Raw genomic sequence first — 18,706 nt, 5'->3', positions numbered from 1 at the left:
CAGATAGGTAAAATATTAAACATTATAATTTCAATATTTTACCACAACCGAGATCCCAGGCATAGTATATTAGACCTATTTATTTTTTATGCTTCAAAAAAAATTGTCATCACTTATGATAAGGCTCACCATAACACCTATAGAGCGAAACGAAGGACACCCCATCGGGTGTCCTCTTCATATTTAATGTAACAGTATTTAAAATGGAACTCTCACTACAATCACAATCGTTCGACCAAACGAGCAGTATTAGGGTCATATACTACATTAATAATTGAACCATCCTGAATACGACTCACTGCTTCATCGATTACATTTAGAGGCACGAGAAACCATTCTTTCGGATGTACAGGGCGTCCAAAGCGGTCGTTAATCGTAATGTTAAGCTGAGCAGGAGCGAAAATCCGGTGGAATATTCCTTCCAACTTCATCCGATTTATGCTAGCTAGCTTATAGCTCGCTACGACTTCCACATTTGCCAACAGGTAAGTAGCATCATGTGCTGCACTGGCGATACGGGTTTCAACTTTACTGCTGGTTACGCCAATCTTATGAATGAGCTCACGGTGTTCTGCGACAAAAGGATGATCGGAGAAGCTTCGCAGTACATAGATGGTTCCACTCTGGGTGTCATTCTCTTCCCAGTTTGCGCTAAACAGCCCTCCACCAATCGGATCGGTTAATCGACGTCCAGCCTCATCTTTGTACAACGCACGTTGCAAGGATCTGAGGAGAAGATTGCTCTCTGTACCATTAGAGTAGATGACCCTAAGTCGTGCATCAGTATGACCATTAGGGGCCTTAAATTCATCCCCTATCTCAGCTACGTAGGCAAGTTGCCCCCCTAAGATAAAGAAGTTCCCCTTGTTAATACTCGCATCCTTACCAAATGGACGTGTCTCTCGATCCCCGGTTTTAAGTTCGTTCTCAATCTGCTCAAACAGAGGTTTGAAACGAGCAAAATCTTCACATTTCTCTCGATTCGCAATTTCCTCAGCAGCTCGTTTTTCAACTTGAGAGCGAACATGGCGTAATTCTGTAATATCTGAAGTAGCGAGCATTCCTTCAAGTTCAGCAAGCAATTCATCATCATCCAAGGTAATTACCGGATCGATTTGTTTAGTCTCTTTCTCACTTAGCAAGCCTTGGCTATCTAGGGGAGCAAGTAAGGTTCTGCAATCCTCCTGTGCGCGCAGTCGATCAAGCCGCACGGCATACAGTCTTTCGAAAATTTCATTCTCTTCTCCATGTTGTGGGGTACGACCATGCTTTTTCACAAATTGCTGGATCTCTTCAAACCCGGCGATGATGCGCTCTTCACGCGGCGTGTAAGAGCGTGTCTTTGCTACTTCATACTCTACACCAAGTTCTCGGAGAAGATCGTCATCAGAAAGGTTAGTCACCTACACTCCACCTCCGGTGCCTTGAGCGGCCTTCTGTTGTGCTGAATAACGTTGTAACGCTACAACTCCTTCGGCCATTCGCTTTTCCCACGGATCTTGTGAATTTATATCTGGCAGCCGCCCACGCTCTTTTTTGAATTGAACAGCCCGTTCAGTCAAAGCTCTGGCCTCTTCATAAGGTATACTTACACGCTTTGCGGCGATGACAGCCGCAACTTGCTTCAGACTATCCTCACTTAATGCCTTGGATAGAATTGCATATGCTTCGCTGAATGGATTAATACGATCGATGAGATCAATGTCCAGTTCCCGAACATCCATTACGAATTTACGAACTCCATCGATCAGTGCAGTGTTGGCAACTGGCTCATCACTTCTCTCAGTGCCCTTCGTCACAGTCTGCTTTGCTTGTTGTGTTAAGTTAAGGGCTGCAATAGCGTGCTGACGAATCGCTTCCTGATCCTCCGTGTCAAGCTCTGGATACTTCTCTTTGATAATTTTACCCATACGAACCTGCGTCAGCTCTTCTGGTATCTCTACGTCAAACAAGCCTCGCTCAATTGTATTTTTATCCTGAACAAATGTAGCAATGACTTCATTTAGGTCTTCACGGCATATACGAACAGCTTCCTCGCTCTTCGGCTCGAAGAGACCTTTGATTTCAATTTGCACTTGCCCTGTCTCATGATTAAAGCCTACATTACACTTTTCGGGATCATAGCCCTCATCCCCGTAATCGAATCCTTCAACCGGACCGCTTTCTGCATTCTTCGATCTGAACTCGAAGCGAGGTGAAAGGACCTGCTCCATAAGTAGACTGGCAGCAATGGCTTTCAGAGTATCATTTACTGCCTCAGTTACTGCCTCCTCAGAAGCATCCGGCTCGGCAATCAGATTCGTAAATCGAGCACGTGTTTTACCCGGAGCGTCACGGGTGGCTCTGCCAATGATCTGCACAATTTCAGTAAGACTCGCTCGATAACCGACTGTTAGCGCATGTTCACACCATATCCAGTCAAAACCTTCCTTCGCCATACCAAGAGCGATGATGATGTCCACATGATCGCGATTATTCTTATGAGCAGGATCTTTCAATGCGGTAGATACCCGATCACGTTTAGTCGGATCGTCATCTACCAGATCGGCAATTTTAAGGATTTTACCTTTTGATGACTTAACTAACTGAAAGCCAGTTACAGGGTCTGTGCCTTGCCATTCCCCCAACTCTTCAATGATGTGCTCAACTTCTCTGTTCTTGTCCTTTGTACTCTCGCGAGAGTTAACATTCGGGATGTGGATAATTGTTTTCTCAGACGAGTCTAGCACTTTAAGAATGTCATCTGTGTATGAATCAGAGTAGAAGTAATAACCGATGTCGAGTTGTTTCAGGTATTCATAGCCATTAAGCTGCTCATAATACGTATAAGTGACCGTATCGAACTTTGATTCGTCTTTTGGAGCTAGAACAGCCTCAGCATCTCCACGGAAATAGGAACCCGTCATTGCGACAATATGCACTCGATCCCGAGCGATAAATTGACCAAGATGCAAACCCAGTTTGTTGTCCGGGTTCGCAGAGACGTGATGGAACTCATCCACCGCAATCAGCCGATTATCAAACGCTTCTATTCCATAAGCATCAACGGCAAATCGGAAGGTAGCATGTGTACAGACCAAGACTTTATCGTCACTCTCAAGGAACGCACAAACCGATTTAACTTTGCCCCCATTGTCCGAGCCAGGGGCATTACATAGGTTCCATTTTGGCTCTACGACCCAATCGAACCAAAAACCATACTGGCTCAGTGGCTCGTTGCTAAAGCTAGAGCCGATAGACTTTTCGGGTACAACAATGATGGCCTGCTTGAGCCCCTGATTTTGGAGCTTATCAAGGGCAATAAACATTAGCGCCCGACTTTTACCCGATGCTGGTGGAGATTTGATGAGCAAATACTGTTCCCCACGACGCTCATATGCTCGTTCCTGCATAGCACGCATTCCCAATTCGTTAGACTTCGTTGAGCTCCCATTTTTTGCGTAAGATAAGGAAATAGTGGGCATCGAATTATTACCCTTAATCACGCTTCTTCCCCCTTCTTACTCTTCTCGATAAAATCAGTGTTTTTATCCATTTTAGTATAAAGTTCAAATAGCTTTTCTAAGCGTTCAGTGTCATTGCGAAAACGACGACCGATATAGATACGCTCCAACACTTCATCATTACGATCATGAGCCTCTCTTAGATTAGTAGGCATACTCTCAGAGTTATAAAGGTCAGCGATTGTCGCAGGGAAATGTACTTCACGAGCCAAAAGAATGTCTTCAGCGCAGCGCGTTAAATCGGCCTTATTCTTCTCTGTTAAAGCTGGTACCGGATAAGTATTCCAACCAATTGTATTCGAGTAACGGAAATCTGTTTTTAGCTTCCCACAGACAGTAGCAATCCATACCAAGTGAAGACGTGACGCTATTAAGGCCATATTCCATAGAGGAGCATCATACAATGCAAAAGCAAGGTTACTTACTATAGTTTCTGCACTTGCAAGTCCTACTGGAAGATACTCACGTCTCTCTGAAGAAACACTAGGAACAATAATTGAATAGTCAGCAGCCCGCCCCTGGATTTGTCTAAACCTGTGAGGTTTTTCAGCATAAGCTCGTGTAGACGCTGCAGAACTAGCGACTCGCATTGTATGGACAGCAGCTAATCGTTCAGTAACAAAAGTTGATTGAGTTGCCTGATCAACGTCGCCGTCCTCTATCCAGATGCATCTTCTGATCCCACCTCTCACAAATTCTTGGGAGCCGACAAAATTAAAAATAAATTTATCTAAGAATGGCTCACGTTTTATAGCTTCATTAGCCTCGGACACTGAAAGAATTAAGTGGCCTCCGTCAGAAGGCTTATTCCCCCACACCATAGGAGCTCTAGCTATCGGACTTTGTGAGGCTGCTCTTACTATCACGTTACGGCCTGCTACCAAATAGGCATTGATGTATTCGGTTTCCCTGACCATTGAGCTTCCATTGTCACTGACTGAAAACAACTGTCTGACCTTAGTAGGATGATTAGAGATCCCTATAATTGCTACTGTCACACCTGCATTATGACTTGCTAGATTCGCCCATTTGAATGAAGTATGCGCGAAAGCAATCTCATGCCCAGTTTCAAAGATCAACGGCCATAGAATTGGAACTTGTTCACCTTGGCAGATTGAGTTAGTAGATACGAAAGCAGCAACAGAATTGGTCTGAGTACCATAATCAGCAGCCTTTATAAACCAACCAGAGACGTAATCAAGTGATTTCCAGATTTTTGTACGCCCTTCAAAAAGGGCCTGTAAATCGGCTTTTTGGTCCACTGATTGCCAAGTGAACCCAAGATAAGGTGGATTGCTACAGATATATGTTTCACCACCCTCATTTTCGAAATTGATCTCCGCTTGATCAATTGGCTTGTTAAAAAGATCATCAGCGTAGAATTTCACGTCTTTTCCAGTTGGTGGACAAATACTTAGCCAATCTAGGCGCAAAGCATTTCCACAAGTAATCCAATTGTCAGAGGAGAGCGGCAAAAAATCGGCAAGGGCGAGTATTGGTCCACGATATAGCACATTACATTGATATTCAGCGATAATAAGGGCAAGACGAGCAATCTCAGCCGAAAAGCCCTTTATTTCAATGCCACGAAAGTTGGTTAAAGGTATCTCGCTCTCACGCCCCATTTCGCCACGTCTCTCGTTGATCGTATTCTCAATTTCTCGCATCTGCTTATAGGCAATGACAAGAAAGTTACCTGAACCACAGGCCGGATCAAAAACTCTAATTTTTGACAATCTCTTTCTTAAATTGAGTAACATTCGAGGATTTTCGCCTGCTATTCCGAGCTGTGTTCGTAAGTCATCTAGAAACAACGGATTAAGCACTTTAAGAATATTAGGCACACTTGTATAATGCATCCCAAGTGCACCGCGTTCCTCATCTTCTGCTACCGCCTGAATCATAGATCCAAAAATATCAGGATTAATTTTAGTCCAGTCCAAGTTGCCAATATGCAAAAGATAAGAACGAGCAATTTTACTAAACTTCGGAACAGAAATACTACCTGAAAAAAGTCCACCATTCACGTAAGGGAACGCATCAGCCCAGCGTGATAATTTTGCTTCTATACGATCAGAATTTTCTGTATTCATTGCCCGAAAGAGTTCTCTAATTATTTCATGTGTATTCGAAGCATCATGCGTACTCATCTGTTCCACGGTATCAGTGAACAAACGGGCTCTGCTAAAAATCCCGGTATCTTCAGCAAAGAAACAAAAGATAAGCCTTGCCATAAAGTGATTCATCTCGTGACGTTGTTCATTCGTTCCCCACTCTGGATTTTCTTTTAACAGTTCTAAATAAAGCCGATTCAATCGACTAGTGGCCCGAATGTCGAAAGAGCTATCGCGTACTTGCTTTACTGTTGTAATCCCAGCAAGTGGCAAGAAAAATCCAAAGTGATTCGGGAAGTCCTGATAATTACAAGCGACAACCTCGCCAGACTCCAGATCCTCTGCCTCAAAAGATAACCCATCAGTGGCGAGAATGTAGCGCGCTTTTGCTTTTGTCGTTGCACGACTCTCCTTAAGAGTAAAAAGAATTTTTGTCACTTCGCCAGACTGAGCTGTCGCAATGTGAATATTATTTGTCTGAAGGACACCGCCTATGTCCGACTTGTTCGATTCACCGGAACGCAGACGGCTAATTGTCGTCTCCTTGCTACCAAACGCCCGAAGGAATGAGAAGGGAAACTCATCTTTATCAAAAGGTTGAATTGCTAGTTCAGAAACAGCTGCTTCAATTTCTACCGGGTTCATGCCATTCTTCCTCCAATTTAATTCTAAATCCGAAATGAAGCCGTAGCGAGATCACTACGGCCATAGTAAAGTCATTTGGAAAGTTATAACATAAAAAGACAAACCGTCTTTACTTTAGTTTAGAATCTCTTTGCATTTCAGTCCTACGTACACTAAGCAAGTTCTCGCCTAATTATAGCATACGATTTAAATGAGGACGGAATTCAAATTACCCGGCGGTACCTATGCATAAAGTCTATAAATCTATTAATCTAATGATCTACATTCTTTTTAATGCTAACTACAGGGGCACTTTGATTTTGATCTATCAATATACCTTTATCTAAACCAAGCAACTTCTCAATTTCATCACCATTTAAGCTAATACTTTTATTAGAAAGCTGGCAGACAATCTTTTCTCCAGTCATAACCTGATTGATAATTAGTACATCAATTGCTTTTTTCATTAATGTAGGCTTTGAAATTTGAATAGTATCATCTAGGTTTTTTTTGTTCTCCATCCCCTTTTTGATATCTGCTTCATTAGGTTTTGGTACTGATTGTTGTTTATCACCTTTAACTGATACGCACGAACAATCATTGCGGGTATAGAGACCCTCCACTTTTTCTTTAATTCTACATAGTAATCTAGTTTGTTTGAATAAATTAAGTCTCTGGTAAAAGCATCTTTAGATAGTAGAAATGCCGCTGCAAAATGATTAGCTTCCTTTTCAACTTGCCTAAATTCTTCTCTAGATAAAGATTCATATCATGGGTCCAATCGTGAAGTATAATGTGTCCAAGTTCATGAGCAGCATCAAATTGTCTTCTTGTTGCAGATTTTTTGTCCTCTCCGAGAACTACAAAATAATAATCATGTCCTTCAACTTGTTGACATCGCCTTGAATTTGAACTATAAATGTTACCTTTATTTAAGTTGCCACTGAATTTTTTCGGCATCATAATTAGTAACATCTATAGGTGTCGTTATGTCACGTTCGTCCGTCACGCTTCCATCTGGATTCCAGTGGAAATAGTAGTTTGCGAAATGACCATTATATAATTTTGTACTCAAGTGTTGCTGTATTTCATTAGTATTAAAAATCAGTCCTTTATAGGAATCCCCGTTTTCAACTAAGTATATATGATAATCAAATTGAGTAATATGCTGGTCATCCTCCTTATGCCACGAGCAGCATTGTTTTTGCGGATTGTAGCTTGCATCATGATAGTCTCTAGATAAACCTACCTTTACTTTTACAATTCGTTTATCTGCCAGTTCTACTTCCATAGTGCTGTAACGTACTTTAACAACTTTTGATCCTTTATTGTTCTTCACAATATTGCTCATTACGTAACCTACTGCTTTCTTTCTGTTCATACGCTTCTTCGTATTAGAATCATCCATGTCTTTAGACATAAACTGATCCTCCTCCTCATTTTTATGGTTAAATTCTTCTCTTTCGTCATCTTCGCTATTCTTCGATAGTCGGAGATTTTCTAATGTATTGTAAACGCGACTGACATCTTCGAAAGATGCCTCTGTGATAAAAAGCGTGGATGATACATCGTCTGTAGCTAAAAGTGTTCGGGCTACCAATTGGTCGATCTGTGAAGCACTATCATTTTTAGTATTCCAGTCCTTGTATACACTCGCCAACTTCATTATTTGCATTTTCCTATCTCCCTTCAGGTCTTTAAAATGGGTTTCTTTTCTTGATATCATCATACATCACATAAATCAAATAAACAACATAAGAATAACAATTATATCACAATTTAATCTTGCTTATTTTAAAAACGCAAATTAGCTAACAAAAATACGCCCTGTCTACTGATTTTCAGAATCAGCAAACAAAGGCGCAAATTTAGATTAATCTTAACATCACTACATGTGTATACCATTTACAGTGTCCACGCCATAATGGGGGCCACACTAAAATTTCGCCCTACTTGTGGTATGGTTCCCCCCGGTTTATCTTAAACGCCCGATAAACCTGCTCCACCAGCACCAGCCGCATCAACTGGTGCGGCAAGGTCATGCGCCCGAACGACAGCTTCGCGTCGGCGCGGCGCAGCACCTCGCTCGACAGCCCGAGCGAGCCGCCGATAACGAAGGCCACCTGGCTGCGCCCATAGGTGGCCAACTTATCGAGCGAGCCCGCCAGCTGCTCGCTCGTCCACATCTCGCCGTCGATGGCCAGCGCTACGACGTAAGCGTCCGGGGCGAGCTTGGCCAGCAGCCGCTCGCCCTCTTTGGCCCGCACCTGCTGCTCCTCCGCAGGGCTCATGCTCTCCGGTGCCTTCTCGTCAGGCACCTCCACCAACTGCACCTTGGCATACGGGCCAAGGCGCTTGACGTACTCGTCAATCCCATTGACGAGGTATTTCTCTTTCAGTTTGCCGACAGAGGCAATCGTGATGTGCATGGCGAAGTCGCTCCTTTTTTTACCGGTCATAGGCTTAATCTTCCCTTACTGTACCCCAAATCCCACCCGAATCCAACCGGTCCCGTCCCGGAAAACACCCTCTCGGCCAATTCCCGTATTTTCACGCCGCCCGATCCGAAAAAAACACACTTGACGTTTCCCCCCAAGCAGGTATGATGCCAGTAGGGGGTAATTTCCAGCAGGGCTCCTGCCGCGGAAAAACCCTCTTGGAGTGCGGTTTGCAGCCACCAAACAGATAAAAAAGAGCTGCATTTTCGAAAGTCTGCCCGATAAGCCTTATAATGAAGATAGAGATGCTGACCATTGAGGCAAGGAGATCGACCATACCGACGCAGAGGTGAACTAGAATTGACCTATTTCATGGGAATTGACATTGGAACGACGAGCACCAAGACCATCATCACGAACGAAAAGGGAACCCTCCTCGGAGCCGGCGAAGCCGGATATCCGCTGGCCGTACCGCAGCCTTCCTGGGCGGAGCAGGATTCGGACCTGATGTTCGAAGCTGTGCTTCAATCCATCAAGGAAGCGATTCAGCGCGCAGGCATCGACGGCAAGCAGCTCGAAGCGATCGGCTTCAGCACGGCGATGCACAGCGTCATTCCGGTGGATGCCGACGGACGTCCCCTGATGAACAGCATCATTTGGGCGGATAACCGCAGTGTAGCCCAAGTGCAGCGCCTGAAAGACGAGAATCTGAGCAGCATGCTTTATCATAAAACCGGCATCCCGATTCATCCGATGACCCCTCTTCCGAAAATCATGTGGCTGAAAGAAGAGCGTCCGGATATTTTCGAAAAAGCCGTTAAATACATATCGATCAAGGAATATGTTCTCTACAAATTTTTCGGCCGTTACGTGGTCGATCACTCGGTCGCAGGCGGTACCTGCCTCTTCAACCTGAACACCATGAGCTGGGACCCGGACGCTCTGCGCATCGCCGGTATCCGCGAGGATCAGCTCAGCGAGCTCGTTCCGACCACCCACATTATGCGCGGCATGAACCAACAATTCGCCGACCTGCTCGGCCTCGATCCCGAGGTGGCTTTCGTTGTCGGCGCGGCCGACGGAGCGCTTGCCAACCTCGGCGTCGGTGCGGTCGAGCCCGGCGTTGTCGCGCTCACGATCGGGACAAGCGGTGCCGTCCGCACCGTCGTGCCCAAGCCGCTTACCGATTCCAAGGAGCGCACGTTCTGCTACGCGCTCACGGAGAATCACTGGGTCATCGGCGGGGCTACGAGCAACGGCGGCCTCATGCTCCGCTGGTTCCGCGACGAATTCTCTTGGCCGGAGGTCGAGGAAGCGCGCCGTACGGGCCGCGACCCGTACGACGTCATGATCGCGGCGGCCAAAGAAGTCGCACCGGGCTCCGAAGGCCTGCTCTTCCTGCCGTTCCTGTCCGGCGAAAGAGCGCCGTACTGGAACGCGGACGCGCGCGGCAGCTTCTTCGGCATCGGCCTGCATCACAAGCGGCCGCATTTCATCCGCGCCGTGCTCGAAGGCATCCTGTTCGCCGTCTACGGCATCGGCATCGCGCTGCGCGACCTGGCCGGTCCGGCGACGGAAATCCGGGCGTCCGGCGGCTTCGCCCGCTCTCCGGAATGGCGCCAGATCATGTCCGATATGTTCGGCTACCCGGTTCACATACCGAAAAGCCACGAAAGCTCCAGCTTCGGCGCCGTCGTGCTCGCTATGTACGCCGTAGGCGCGCTGGAGCGTCTGGAAGACGTGAACAAGCTCATCCCGATTACCGAGCGCCAAGAGCCGAACATCGAGATTTCGCCTACCTACATCGAGCTCTACTATCTCTATGACCGCGTCTACCGCAAGCTGGAGCAGGAGTTCTCGATTATCGCGGAGTACCAGCGCCGCACGACCGCCAAGTAAGCCATTATTCTAACGGCTTTCAAAATAACTTAAAGAGACCGTCAGGACAAACTTCTTTGTCTTTACGGTCTCTTAGTTTATCAATCGGGCTTTTTTATTAAAACCTTCCACTTGCTATCCGCCTTTACAACCGTAATCCTGCTTTCCTCCTGACTAACCCCCTTCATGATAAGAACTCGCATTTCATACTTGCCGGGTTCCGACAAGACAGCGTCTTTTATTTCAAAGTCCCTGATATCACTTGTCCAAATGTAATTTTTAAAGTCTGACCCCTCCTCAGGAGTAAGCGGTACATCATAGACCACGTTCTCTTCAACCGCCTCCGCATTATGTTTAATAACCGCCGTCAAATACCGATTTGCGCTTCGTTTAGCCTCCGTGGAATCATCCTGCTTAAAAAATAAAATTCCCATCCCAAAAAGGACGAAAATAAAAAACGCAGTAGAAGGAACCATTATTGTTTTATAAGTTTCCAAGAAAGGTTTCAACCCAACACTCCTTTAACAAGAAATATTTCCCATATTCTATATTAGTGGAAGCCGAAGGTTTTCTCAAATTACATCGCTTTATTGTAGACTTCCCCCATACCAAAAAGGCCTCTGCACCAAGCTCGCTTCCAGCGAACCTTGTGCAGAGGCCTCTTTTTCAACTCGTCAAACGACCAGATACTTCGGCATTTCCTTGCAGTGCTCGCAATGAGCGGGAGGTTCCCACTCGGCGAACTTCACTTTGCCCAAATCCACGATGTCCGGTGCGTCCTCGTATTCGTCCACGAATACGTCAATGGCCAGCTCCAGGTGCTCTTTACAGACGGAATACATAGCTCGGCCCCTTCTTCCCTTAATTCTCTCCCGCTTCGGCAAGCGTCATCTCGGTCTTCTGCTTCTTTCCTTCGCGGTAATACGCAACTTCAATTTTATCCCCTATCTTGCTTTCGTTATACAAAAATTTGCGGAGCTGAACGGTCGTCTCGATCTTCTTCCCGTTGATCGCCACGATCACGTCCTCGCTTTTGAGGCCCGCGCTCTTGGCCGGTCCCGACGCTTCGATGACGATCAAGCCGCTTTTCACATCGGCGGGCAGCTTAAGCTCTTCCGTCCCTTGGAACAGCTGCAGCTCCTGGGTCGATACGCCCATCAGCGGGCGGATGACTTTGTGATGGTCGATCAGCGAACGGATCACGGGTTCCGCATCCTTGATCGGGATGGCGAAGCCTAAGCCTTCCACGCCCATGTCGGAGATTTTCAGCGAGTTGATGCCGACGACCTGACCGTCCAGGTTAACGAGCGCGCCGCCGCTGTTGCCTTGGTTAATGGAGGCGTCCGTCTGGATCAGCTCCATCTCCCAATCGTACTGGCCGTCCATGGCGAACGAGATCGGGATGGATCTTTTGGGCGACGAGACGATGCCCTTGGTGACGGTCGGCGAGAAGCCGAGCCCCAGCGGATTGCCCAGCGCGATGACGGTTTCTCCGGCCTTCAGGCTGGCGGAGTCGCCGAATTCCGCGATGGACGTCAAGTTCGACGCGTCTGTCTCCAGCACGGCCAGATCCGTGATCTGGTCTTTGCCGAGAAGTTCGGCTTTTTTCTTCTCGCCGGACGCCGTATAGAGTTCAAACTGCTTGCCGCCGTCCACCACGTGGTAGTTCGTAACGATTCTTACCTTCGAGCCGTTCTTCTCAAACACGATGCCGGACCCGATGCCCGTCTGCTTGAGTTCGTTCTTGTCGTTCGGCTGCAGATTGACGATACTGACGACGGCCAGCTTTACCCGCTCCGCGGCCTGAACGACAGCATTGTTGTAGGAGTCCTCCATCTGCTTGACGGACATGGCAGCCGGCTTCGCGCTGCCGGTCCCGGCCAGCGCCTGCACGAGCAGGACGACGGCCAGCATGACAGCGGCTCCCGCTCCCCCAGCCAGCCACACCGTGCGGCTGCGTAGGTCTGGAAGCCCTCTCAGGCCCGCTAACGGGCGATTCCCCGAGGCGAAAGGCTTTCCCCTCGACCAGCCCTCCTCCTCCTGCTTCCGCCGATCCTTGCGCTGTTTCGTAGAATAGAAATCGTCATCGAACAAACTCACGCGATCACACCTCTCGCTCTATCGGCGGATTATTGTAAATGTTGTACTTCATTTCGGGAAAATACGGAAAGCAGGAATGTTTCCGGACCAAACCGCCTACAATAATAGTAAAAGATTTTATAAGAATGCTAGACCAAGGACGGCCCACTAACCCGTAAAGGAGCTACCCCTCCATGAACAACCGTATCCGCACCCACTTGGATGAAGTCCAGCTTATCGGCAAGCTCGCCGATCTCAAAGAGGACCATTACCGCAACTCGCTCATTCTTACCGCCCTCATCGACGTTCTGATCGACAAAGGCGTACTGACCACGCAGGAGCTTCAAAACCGGATGGACAAGCTCGACAGCAGCTTCAGTCCGTACCCAGCTCCTCCCATTTCGTAGGACGATCAAAATACGTGTCCATCAGCCGGATATTGCGCTCCTTGAGGGAAATGCCCCGGTCTTCTAATACACTATTCAGCGTAAGCCTGGCTAAATCCATCAGGTTATGATTTTGGCTCAAATGCGCCATGTACACGGCTCTTGTTCGGGCCGTCATAATATCCAGCAGCGCTTCTCCGGCCGCTTCGTTGGACAAGTGGCCGAGATCGCTCAGAATCCGGCGTTTGATGTTCCACGGGTAACGCCCCATCCGCAGCATCTCGATGTCGTGATTCGCTTCCAGAATAATGGCGTCCGAGTCCCCGATGACATCCTTGACCTTCGTGCTCATGTAGCCCAGGTCCGTCGCCATGGCGAGCTTTTGGCCTCCGCAGTGAAAGCAGTACCCGACCGGCTCCGCAGCATCATGGGAAATGCCGTAGGACTCGACTCGGATGTTCCCGAAGTATTCTTCCGTGCCTGTCTCCATAATCCGGCGGTTCGGCTCCGTTATCGTCCCGATGTGTTTATCAAGCGCTTCCCAAGTCTTCGTATTGGCATAGACGGGAAGATTATATTTCCGCGCTAGGGCCCCGAGGCCCTTGATATGATCGGAATGCTCGTGAGTCACCAGAATCGCGTTGATCTGATCCCCGCCGACCTCCCGCTCCTTCATGAGCTGTTCGACTCTCCGGGCGCTGAGTCCCGCGTCTACCAGCAGCTTCGTTTCCCCGTTGCAGATGACGGTCGCATTGCCCGTCGATCCGCTGGAGAGCACCGTAAATCGTAAACCCATAAGCTTTAACTCCTCTATCGTAAAATCCCGTCCAGGGGCAGGATTACTTTTTAGTATCCGCAGCTGCATCTTCCGTCGAGGCCGACTGCATTTCGACCGCCCCGTTAAAAGCATGCACATAATAAATATCGCCGTTGTTAATCGTAACACGCCAGTTCGGCACCATATACTGCGTCTGAGAATCAAACAGCTGTCCATGATAGCCGAGCCTTACATCCGTAATCACCGAACCGTCGAGCAGAAACTTCTCAACCAGACTGCGCACCGCAATATAGGCCGGAATGACCTTCTGCTCCTTGTCCTCTCCACCTGATTCTACTTCAACATACGCCTGCCGGTAACTGGTAATTTGTGCATCGGTTTCATAGAGCTTTAATTGAACATCGAACATCGGATAATCGTTGTACATCTGGTTCAGCACGTACATCCCTTTCTTGCTGAGTATCGGGTCGTGCTTGTACGCGTCCAGTTTCGGAATATCCGTTTTCGGCAAATCGTCCTTCGGAGAAATCCGGTTCAGGAGGCTGGCGATTTTGAACGGGTACTGGAGCTTGAGTGTGACGTTAGGCTGGTAAGATTCCACGAATTTAAACGTGATTTCCTTGAGCTTCGGCGCTTCTTTGGGCAGCTCGTGGCTGAGTTGAATGCTTTTTCCCTTCAAAAGCTTGTTCGTCTCTTCCAGCACGCCGGTCATATCCGTCGCCAGCTCGGTCTGTTTCGCTTTTCCCGTCCATACGAGATACCCCAGCACCACATTCAGAAAGAAAAACGAAAGAATCAGAATGGTTTTGGCTCTTCCCCAGTTCAACTGCGCAGCCTCCTTCCCGTAAAATATAGTAGATACCCGCGTAAACGCCTCATCTGCTTGATTTGATTCTGGAGCTCCTACAAGCTCCTCGTAAAACTCAGCGGAAAAACTCGTAAGTCCCGTCTTTGAATTCAATCGCCCACACGGGGGACAGATTGACGGTTTTGACGCCCAGCGTCGGCCGGTAAGCCGGAAACACGTTCACGATGTTGTAGCGCCTCGGATGATTCGTAATCTTGGCATTCAGCGCTTCTCCGCCGATCAGCTCGCTTTTCTGCTGGTTGATGATTTTCAAATCGGAATAAACGACGGAGCGCTCGTAGTTGGAGACGACTCCTTTTTGCAGCGTAATATGAATGGCCCCGTAGCCTTCCTTCTGTTCGGTCAGAATCGGAAATGCATCGTATACCTGCCGGAACACAAACATCTGATTCGAAAAAGCATGCTGCTGCTGCGGTTTGCTGATCGAATAAGTCCCGTTCCAGCCGCCGTGCTGGTTAATGAACTGGACCCCCGCATCGAGGTTTTCCTTGATGCTGTTCTTACTGTCGGTTACCGCGAGCGGATCGGTATATTTCATCCACTTCTTTTCCTGGTTGATCTGCAGCCCCCGCTTCGCGTCCGTGTAAATCTGCGAGCCGTCCCGGTCCTTGAGGTTCCTCGTCAGGGAAGGATCTGCGAAAAGGCTGCTTTTCAGCTGCTCCGTGGGAAATTCCTTATAGCCGAAGTCATAAGAAGCCGCCGGAATGGGATTAACCGGCAAATAAAACTCTCCACCGGACGACGCCACATAGGGAGGATTCGTTCCGGCAATCGCCGTAAAGTTTTCTACGTCCTTCGCCGTAAAATCGGCCCCGAGCACTTCGAAAGCCGTGTTCGCTGAATCCGTGAACAGGTACGTCTCGGCGGATTTTTTATCGCTGCTGGCGAAGATCCAAATCCGGGTAATCAGCTCCGTGTCGTCCGGGATATCCCCCTTGATCTGAAACGTATTCTGCAGCACGCTCAGCGGAAGACCGTCGCGGAAGCGGACTTCGACGCCTTCCTGTTTCTCGCGGATCTCGTCCCAGTTCGTCCGCTCCTGGTTCAAAGTGACTTTGCGGAAGCGTTCCAATTTGCGCTGCTTGACGCTTTCGAAAATGGCCGAGTACGACGTGGAATCCGGATAAAGGACCGTATGCTGCTGATTGCCGAAATGCAGCACAATCTGATCCGGGAACAGCAGATCTTCCAGCTTCGCTTTCGTTCCTTCCAATTCACTGGAAATATATTCGGAAGGAGGCAGCGGCTCGTAGTTCGGTGTGCTGTACGCCAGCAGATAGCTGAGCAGCAGGCTCAGCAGAATCAGTACGGTCAGCGTGACCGACTTCAGCTTCTCTATCATGACGCGTTCTCCTCCTCCGGCAGGACCGGCAGCATAAAGGTGACTTTCGTGCCGGTCCCCGGCTCGGACTCCAGGGACATGGCGCCGCCATGGGCTTTTACTATTTCCCGGGCAATCGAGAGCCCGAGGCCGGTGCCGCCCATGTTGCGGGAACGCGCCTTATCGACCCGGTAGAACCGGTCGAAAATGCGCGGCTGATCCTTCTTCGGAATCCCGATGCCCGTATCCTGCACCGAGATTTCGAGCTGATCCCCCTCCGCCATCCGGGTATAGATGGTGATGGCCCCCTCGTCCGGCGTATATTTAATCGCGTTGGAGACCAGGTTGTCCAGCACCTGGTCGATCTTGTCGCGATCCAACGCCACCGGACGGATTCCCGGCTCCGCCACGATGCGGATCCGGATGCTCTTCTGCCGCAGCTGGAAGGAGAAGCGGTCCGCTACCTCCTCCAGCATATCGGCGATATCGGTCTGCTCCTTCGTGAGCAGCGCCTGCTTCGAATCCAGGCGCGACAAGTGGAGCAGATCCGTCACGAGCCGGATCATCCGCTCGGTCTCGTTGCGCGTCACGCTCAGGAAGCGCGGAGCAAGCTGCTTGTCTTCCATCGCGCCGTCCTCCAGCGCCTCGAGGTAGCTCTTGATCGTCGTCAGCGGCGTCCGCAGCTCGTGAGACACGTTCGCCACGAATTCCCGGCGCGACTGCTCGAGCTTCTCCTGCTCCGTGACGTCCTGGAGCACCGCAATCGCTCCGGTTACGCCGTCTCCCCTGCGGTGAATAGTCGTGAACGTCACACGCACGGTCTGCACGTCCTCGTCATCCGGCAGAGGCACATCGATCAGCGTCGTGTTGCGCTCGCCGTGCACGTACTGGTCGATTTCCTCGCGGGTGAGGCCGAGCAGCTCCGAAATGTGCCGCTGTGCGGAGTGTTCCTCCTTCACCTGGAGAATCTGCATCGCCCGGCGGTTCATGAGGATGATCTGCCCCGCTTCGTCGGTGGCGACCACCCCGTCGTTCATATTCGTCAGAATCGAGGCCAGCTTCTCCTTCTCTTCCTCATTGATGAAGATGGCTTCCTTAAGCCGGTTCATCATGAAGTTGAACGTATGGCCGAGCTGGCTGATCTCGTCTTTGCCGTAGACTTTCACGCTCTGGTCGAAATTCCCCTCGGCGGCGGCCGTCGCCTGCTGGGTGATCTCCTTGATCGGCTTCGTGATCGTCCCGGACAGAATGACGCCCAGCCCAGCCGTAAAAGCAAGCGCGATCAGCGTCGCCACGATGAGAATCCGGTTGATGCTGGACATCGTTTTGTACAGATCCTCCATCGAGGAAACGATATATACCGCGCCCAGCACCCGGACGCCGCTGCCTATCGGCTTGGCCGTCGCGAACTTGCGCGTATTGTCCACGTCCGTGAACATCCGGTCGTTATCCCGGATTCCCTGAAGGGCGCGGGTCACTTCCGTTTTCGTCGTTTTCTGATTCACAATCTGTTTATTGGCTTCCAGCGACGTGCTGAGCACAACCCCGCCGGCATCGATAATCTGTATTTCCGTATTTCCCGGCGCAAACAGGCTGTTGACGAAGTAAGTCAGCTCTTCCGACAAGTTCTTCGTATCGCTGTTTCTTGGCTCGTTCAAGTATTGGGTTTCCACAAGCCCCGCAATCAGCGTCGCCTGACTGTTGATGGAATCGCGGAATTCATTTTTATAATGGCTGTCGAGCGTCTGATAGAAATAAGCCGCGATCAGCTGCATGGCGATCAGGATCAGCAGGACGTAAATAATAATCAGCTTCGCCTGGATGGATTGGAAAAAACGGATCACCTTCATCTTAGAAGCCTCCGTTTTTCGTTCCCCGCATCATGTAACCGAGCCCTCTCCGGGTCACGATATACTCCGGTTTGCTCGGATCGGCCTCCAGCTTTTCGCGCAGACGCCGTATCGTGACGTCCACCGTCCGGACATCGCCGTAATAGTCATAGCCCCATACGGCCTGGAGCAGATGCTCGCGCGTCATCACCTTGCCGGGGTGCTTCGCCATATAGTGGATCAGCTCGAACTCCCGGTGGGTCAAATCCAGCGGCTCGCCGTCCCGGTAGACGACATACATGTCGCTGTCGATAAAGAGCCCGTGAAGCCGGATTCCGTTCGCTTCCTCAGGTTCGGGCTCGGATTGTCCCGCAGGAGCGGACTTGCTCTGGCGGCGCAGATGCGCCTTGACGCGGGCAAGCAGCTCCCGGTTGCCGAAGGGCTTCGTCACATAGTCGTCCGCCCCCATCTCCAGACCCAGCACTTTATCCAGCTCCGTGTCCTTGGCCGTCAGCATAATGATAGGCGTATTCAGCTTGGCGCGGATCTCCCGGCACACGTCCATCCCGTCTTTTACCGGCAGCATCAGATCGAGGAGAATAAGATCCGGCCGCTCCGAAAAAGCCAGCTCTACCGCCTCGCCCCCGTCATAGGCGCAGACGACCTGGTAGCCCTCTTTTTCCAAATTAAATTTCAATATATCTGCAATCGGTTGTTCGTCGTCGACCACGAGTATTTTGCCATTTGTGCCGAACATGTTTCTCTCATCACCTGTCCTTCACCTAGAAAACCATACCCTTTTATTGTAACATACCTGTACGCAAAAAGAGACATGACCCCCCCGCCCGGGAGGCCACATCTCTCTTAAAAAACTTGAGTCTATAAATA

At 49.4% G+C, this 18,706-nt stretch carries 16 protein-coding genes and 1 pseudogene; 2 read left to right on the top strand and 15 right to left on the bottom strand.

Features of this window, described 5'->3' with window-relative positions:
• Positions 1 to 221 precede the first annotated feature (221 nt).
• The 7 genes and pseudogenes from AC58P5_RS18905 to rlmH form a co-directional block, all read right to left on the bottom strand.
• The gene (locus AC58P5_RS18905; RefSeq protein ID WP_497389211.1) at positions 222 to 1,403 is read right to left on the bottom strand and encodes a GIY-YIG nuclease family protein; all 1,182 of its coding nucleotides are present in this window, start codon (positions 1,401 to 1,403) and stop codon (positions 222 to 224) included.
• The gene (locus tag AC58P5_RS18900) at positions 1,404 to 3,485 is read right to left on the bottom strand and encodes a DEAD/DEAH box helicase (RefSeq protein WP_497389209.1); all 2,082 of its coding nucleotides are present in this window, start codon (positions 3,483 to 3,485) and stop codon (positions 1,404 to 1,406) included.
• Entirely contained in the window at positions 3,482 to 6,262 is a 2,781-nt protein-coding gene (locus tag AC58P5_RS18895; RefSeq protein ID WP_497389207.1) for a class I SAM-dependent DNA methyltransferase, read from the bottom strand. The genes AC58P5_RS18900 and AC58P5_RS18895 overlap by 4 nt, the downstream gene beginning before the upstream one ends.
• 251 nt (positions 6,263 to 6,513) lie before the next feature.
• Positions 6,514 to 6,864, bottom strand: coding sequence for a hypothetical protein (locus AC58P5_RS18890; RefSeq protein ID WP_497389205.1), 351 nt, complete (start codon positions 6,862 to 6,864; stop codon positions 6,514 to 6,516).
• Between the two features lie 199 nt (positions 6,865 to 7,063).
• A pseudogene (locus tag AC58P5_RS18885) lies at positions 7,064 to 7,201 on the bottom strand (hypothetical protein); the annotation flags it as partial.
• Positions 7,170 to 7,916 (bottom strand): hypothetical protein, encoded by a 747-nt coding sequence (locus tag AC58P5_RS18880; RefSeq protein WP_497389203.1) that lies wholly within the window; start codon positions 7,914 to 7,916, stop codon positions 7,170 to 7,172. The pseudogene AC58P5_RS18885 and the gene AC58P5_RS18880, both read right to left, overlap by 32 nt.
• Positions 7,917 to 8,190: 274 nt before the next feature.
• On the bottom strand, positions 8,191 to 8,670 hold the full coding sequence (gene rlmH / locus AC58P5_RS18875) for a 23S rRNA (pseudouridine(1915)-N(3))-methyltransferase RlmH (RefSeq protein ID WP_009673450.1): 480 nt from the start codon (positions 8,668 to 8,670) through the stop codon (positions 8,191 to 8,193).
• Between the two features lie 381 nt (positions 8,671 to 9,051).
• Here rlmH and AC58P5_RS18870 point away from each other — a divergent pair, with 381 nt between their 5' ends.
• Entirely contained in the window at positions 9,052 to 10,578 is a 1,527-nt protein-coding gene (locus AC58P5_RS18870; RefSeq protein WP_497389788.1) for a gluconokinase, read from the top strand.
• Positions 10,579 to 10,658: 80 nt separating this feature from the next.
• On the opposite strand, the gene AC58P5_RS18865 is transcribed toward AC58P5_RS18870, so the two are convergent.
• The 3 genes from AC58P5_RS18865 to AC58P5_RS18855 form a co-directional block, all read right to left on the bottom strand.
• Positions 10,659 to 11,066 (bottom strand): hypothetical protein, encoded by a 408-nt coding sequence (locus AC58P5_RS18865; protein ID WP_497389201.1) that lies wholly within the window; start codon positions 11,064 to 11,066, stop codon positions 10,659 to 10,661.
• 165 nt (positions 11,067 to 11,231) lie between these two features.
• Positions 11,232 to 11,399, bottom strand: coding sequence for a CxxH/CxxC protein (locus AC58P5_RS18860; RefSeq protein WP_497389199.1), 168 nt, complete (start codon positions 11,397 to 11,399; stop codon positions 11,232 to 11,234).
• 19 nt (positions 11,400 to 11,418) lie between these two features.
• Positions 11,419 to 12,657 carry a S1C family serine protease gene (locus AC58P5_RS18855; protein ID WP_497389197.1) on the bottom strand — a complete coding sequence of 413 codons (1,239 nt, stop codon included), beginning with the start codon at positions 12,655 to 12,657 and terminating at the stop codon, positions 11,419 to 11,421.
• A 173-nt stretch (positions 12,658 to 12,830) separates the two neighbouring features.
• On the opposite strand from AC58P5_RS18855, the gene AC58P5_RS18850 reads away from it, so the two are divergent.
• Positions 12,831 to 13,043, top strand: coding sequence for a hypothetical protein (locus AC58P5_RS18850; protein WP_103995373.1), 213 nt, complete (start codon positions 12,831 to 12,833; stop codon positions 13,041 to 13,043).
• Here the strand turns inward: AC58P5_RS18850 and AC58P5_RS18845 are convergent.
• The 5 genes from AC58P5_RS18845 to yycF all read right to left on the bottom strand — a co-directional run bounded on the left by AC58P5_RS18845 (position 13,012) and on the right by yycF (position 18,575).
• Entirely contained in the window at positions 13,012 to 13,818 is an 807-nt protein-coding gene (locus tag AC58P5_RS18845) for an MBL fold metallo-hydrolase (protein ID WP_497389195.1), read from the bottom strand. The two genes, AC58P5_RS18850 and AC58P5_RS18845, sit on opposite strands and share 32 nt — an antisense overlap.
• Positions 13,819 to 13,861: 43 nt before the next feature.
• Complete coding sequence (gene yycI / locus AC58P5_RS18840) at positions 13,862 to 14,626, bottom strand: two-component system regulatory protein YycI (RefSeq protein ID WP_497389193.1); 765 nt, start codon at positions 14,624 to 14,626, stop codon at positions 13,862 to 13,864.
• A gap of 97 nt (positions 14,627 to 14,723) precedes the next feature.
• On the bottom strand, positions 14,724 to 16,010 hold the full coding sequence (locus AC58P5_RS18835) for a YycH family regulatory protein (protein ID WP_497389191.1): 1,287 nt from the start codon (positions 16,008 to 16,010) through the stop codon (positions 14,724 to 14,726).
• On the bottom strand, positions 16,007 to 17,839 hold the full coding sequence (walK, locus tag AC58P5_RS18830) for a cell wall metabolism sensor histidine kinase WalK (RefSeq protein ID WP_497389189.1): 1,833 nt from the start codon (positions 17,837 to 17,839) through the stop codon (positions 16,007 to 16,009). Before walK ends, AC58P5_RS18835 begins: the two co-directional genes overlap by 4 nt.
• A gap of 1 nt (position 17,840) precedes the next feature.
• A complete protein-coding gene (gene yycF / locus AC58P5_RS18825) occupies positions 17,841 to 18,575 on the bottom strand; it encodes a response regulator YycF (protein WP_497389187.1) in 735 nt (244 codons plus the stop codon).
• Positions 18,576 to 18,706: the final 131 nt, after the last annotated feature.

The organism is Paenibacillus sp. JT31N7, from assembly GCF_059692095.1.
This window is presented reverse-complemented; position numbering and strand designations above follow the sequence as displayed.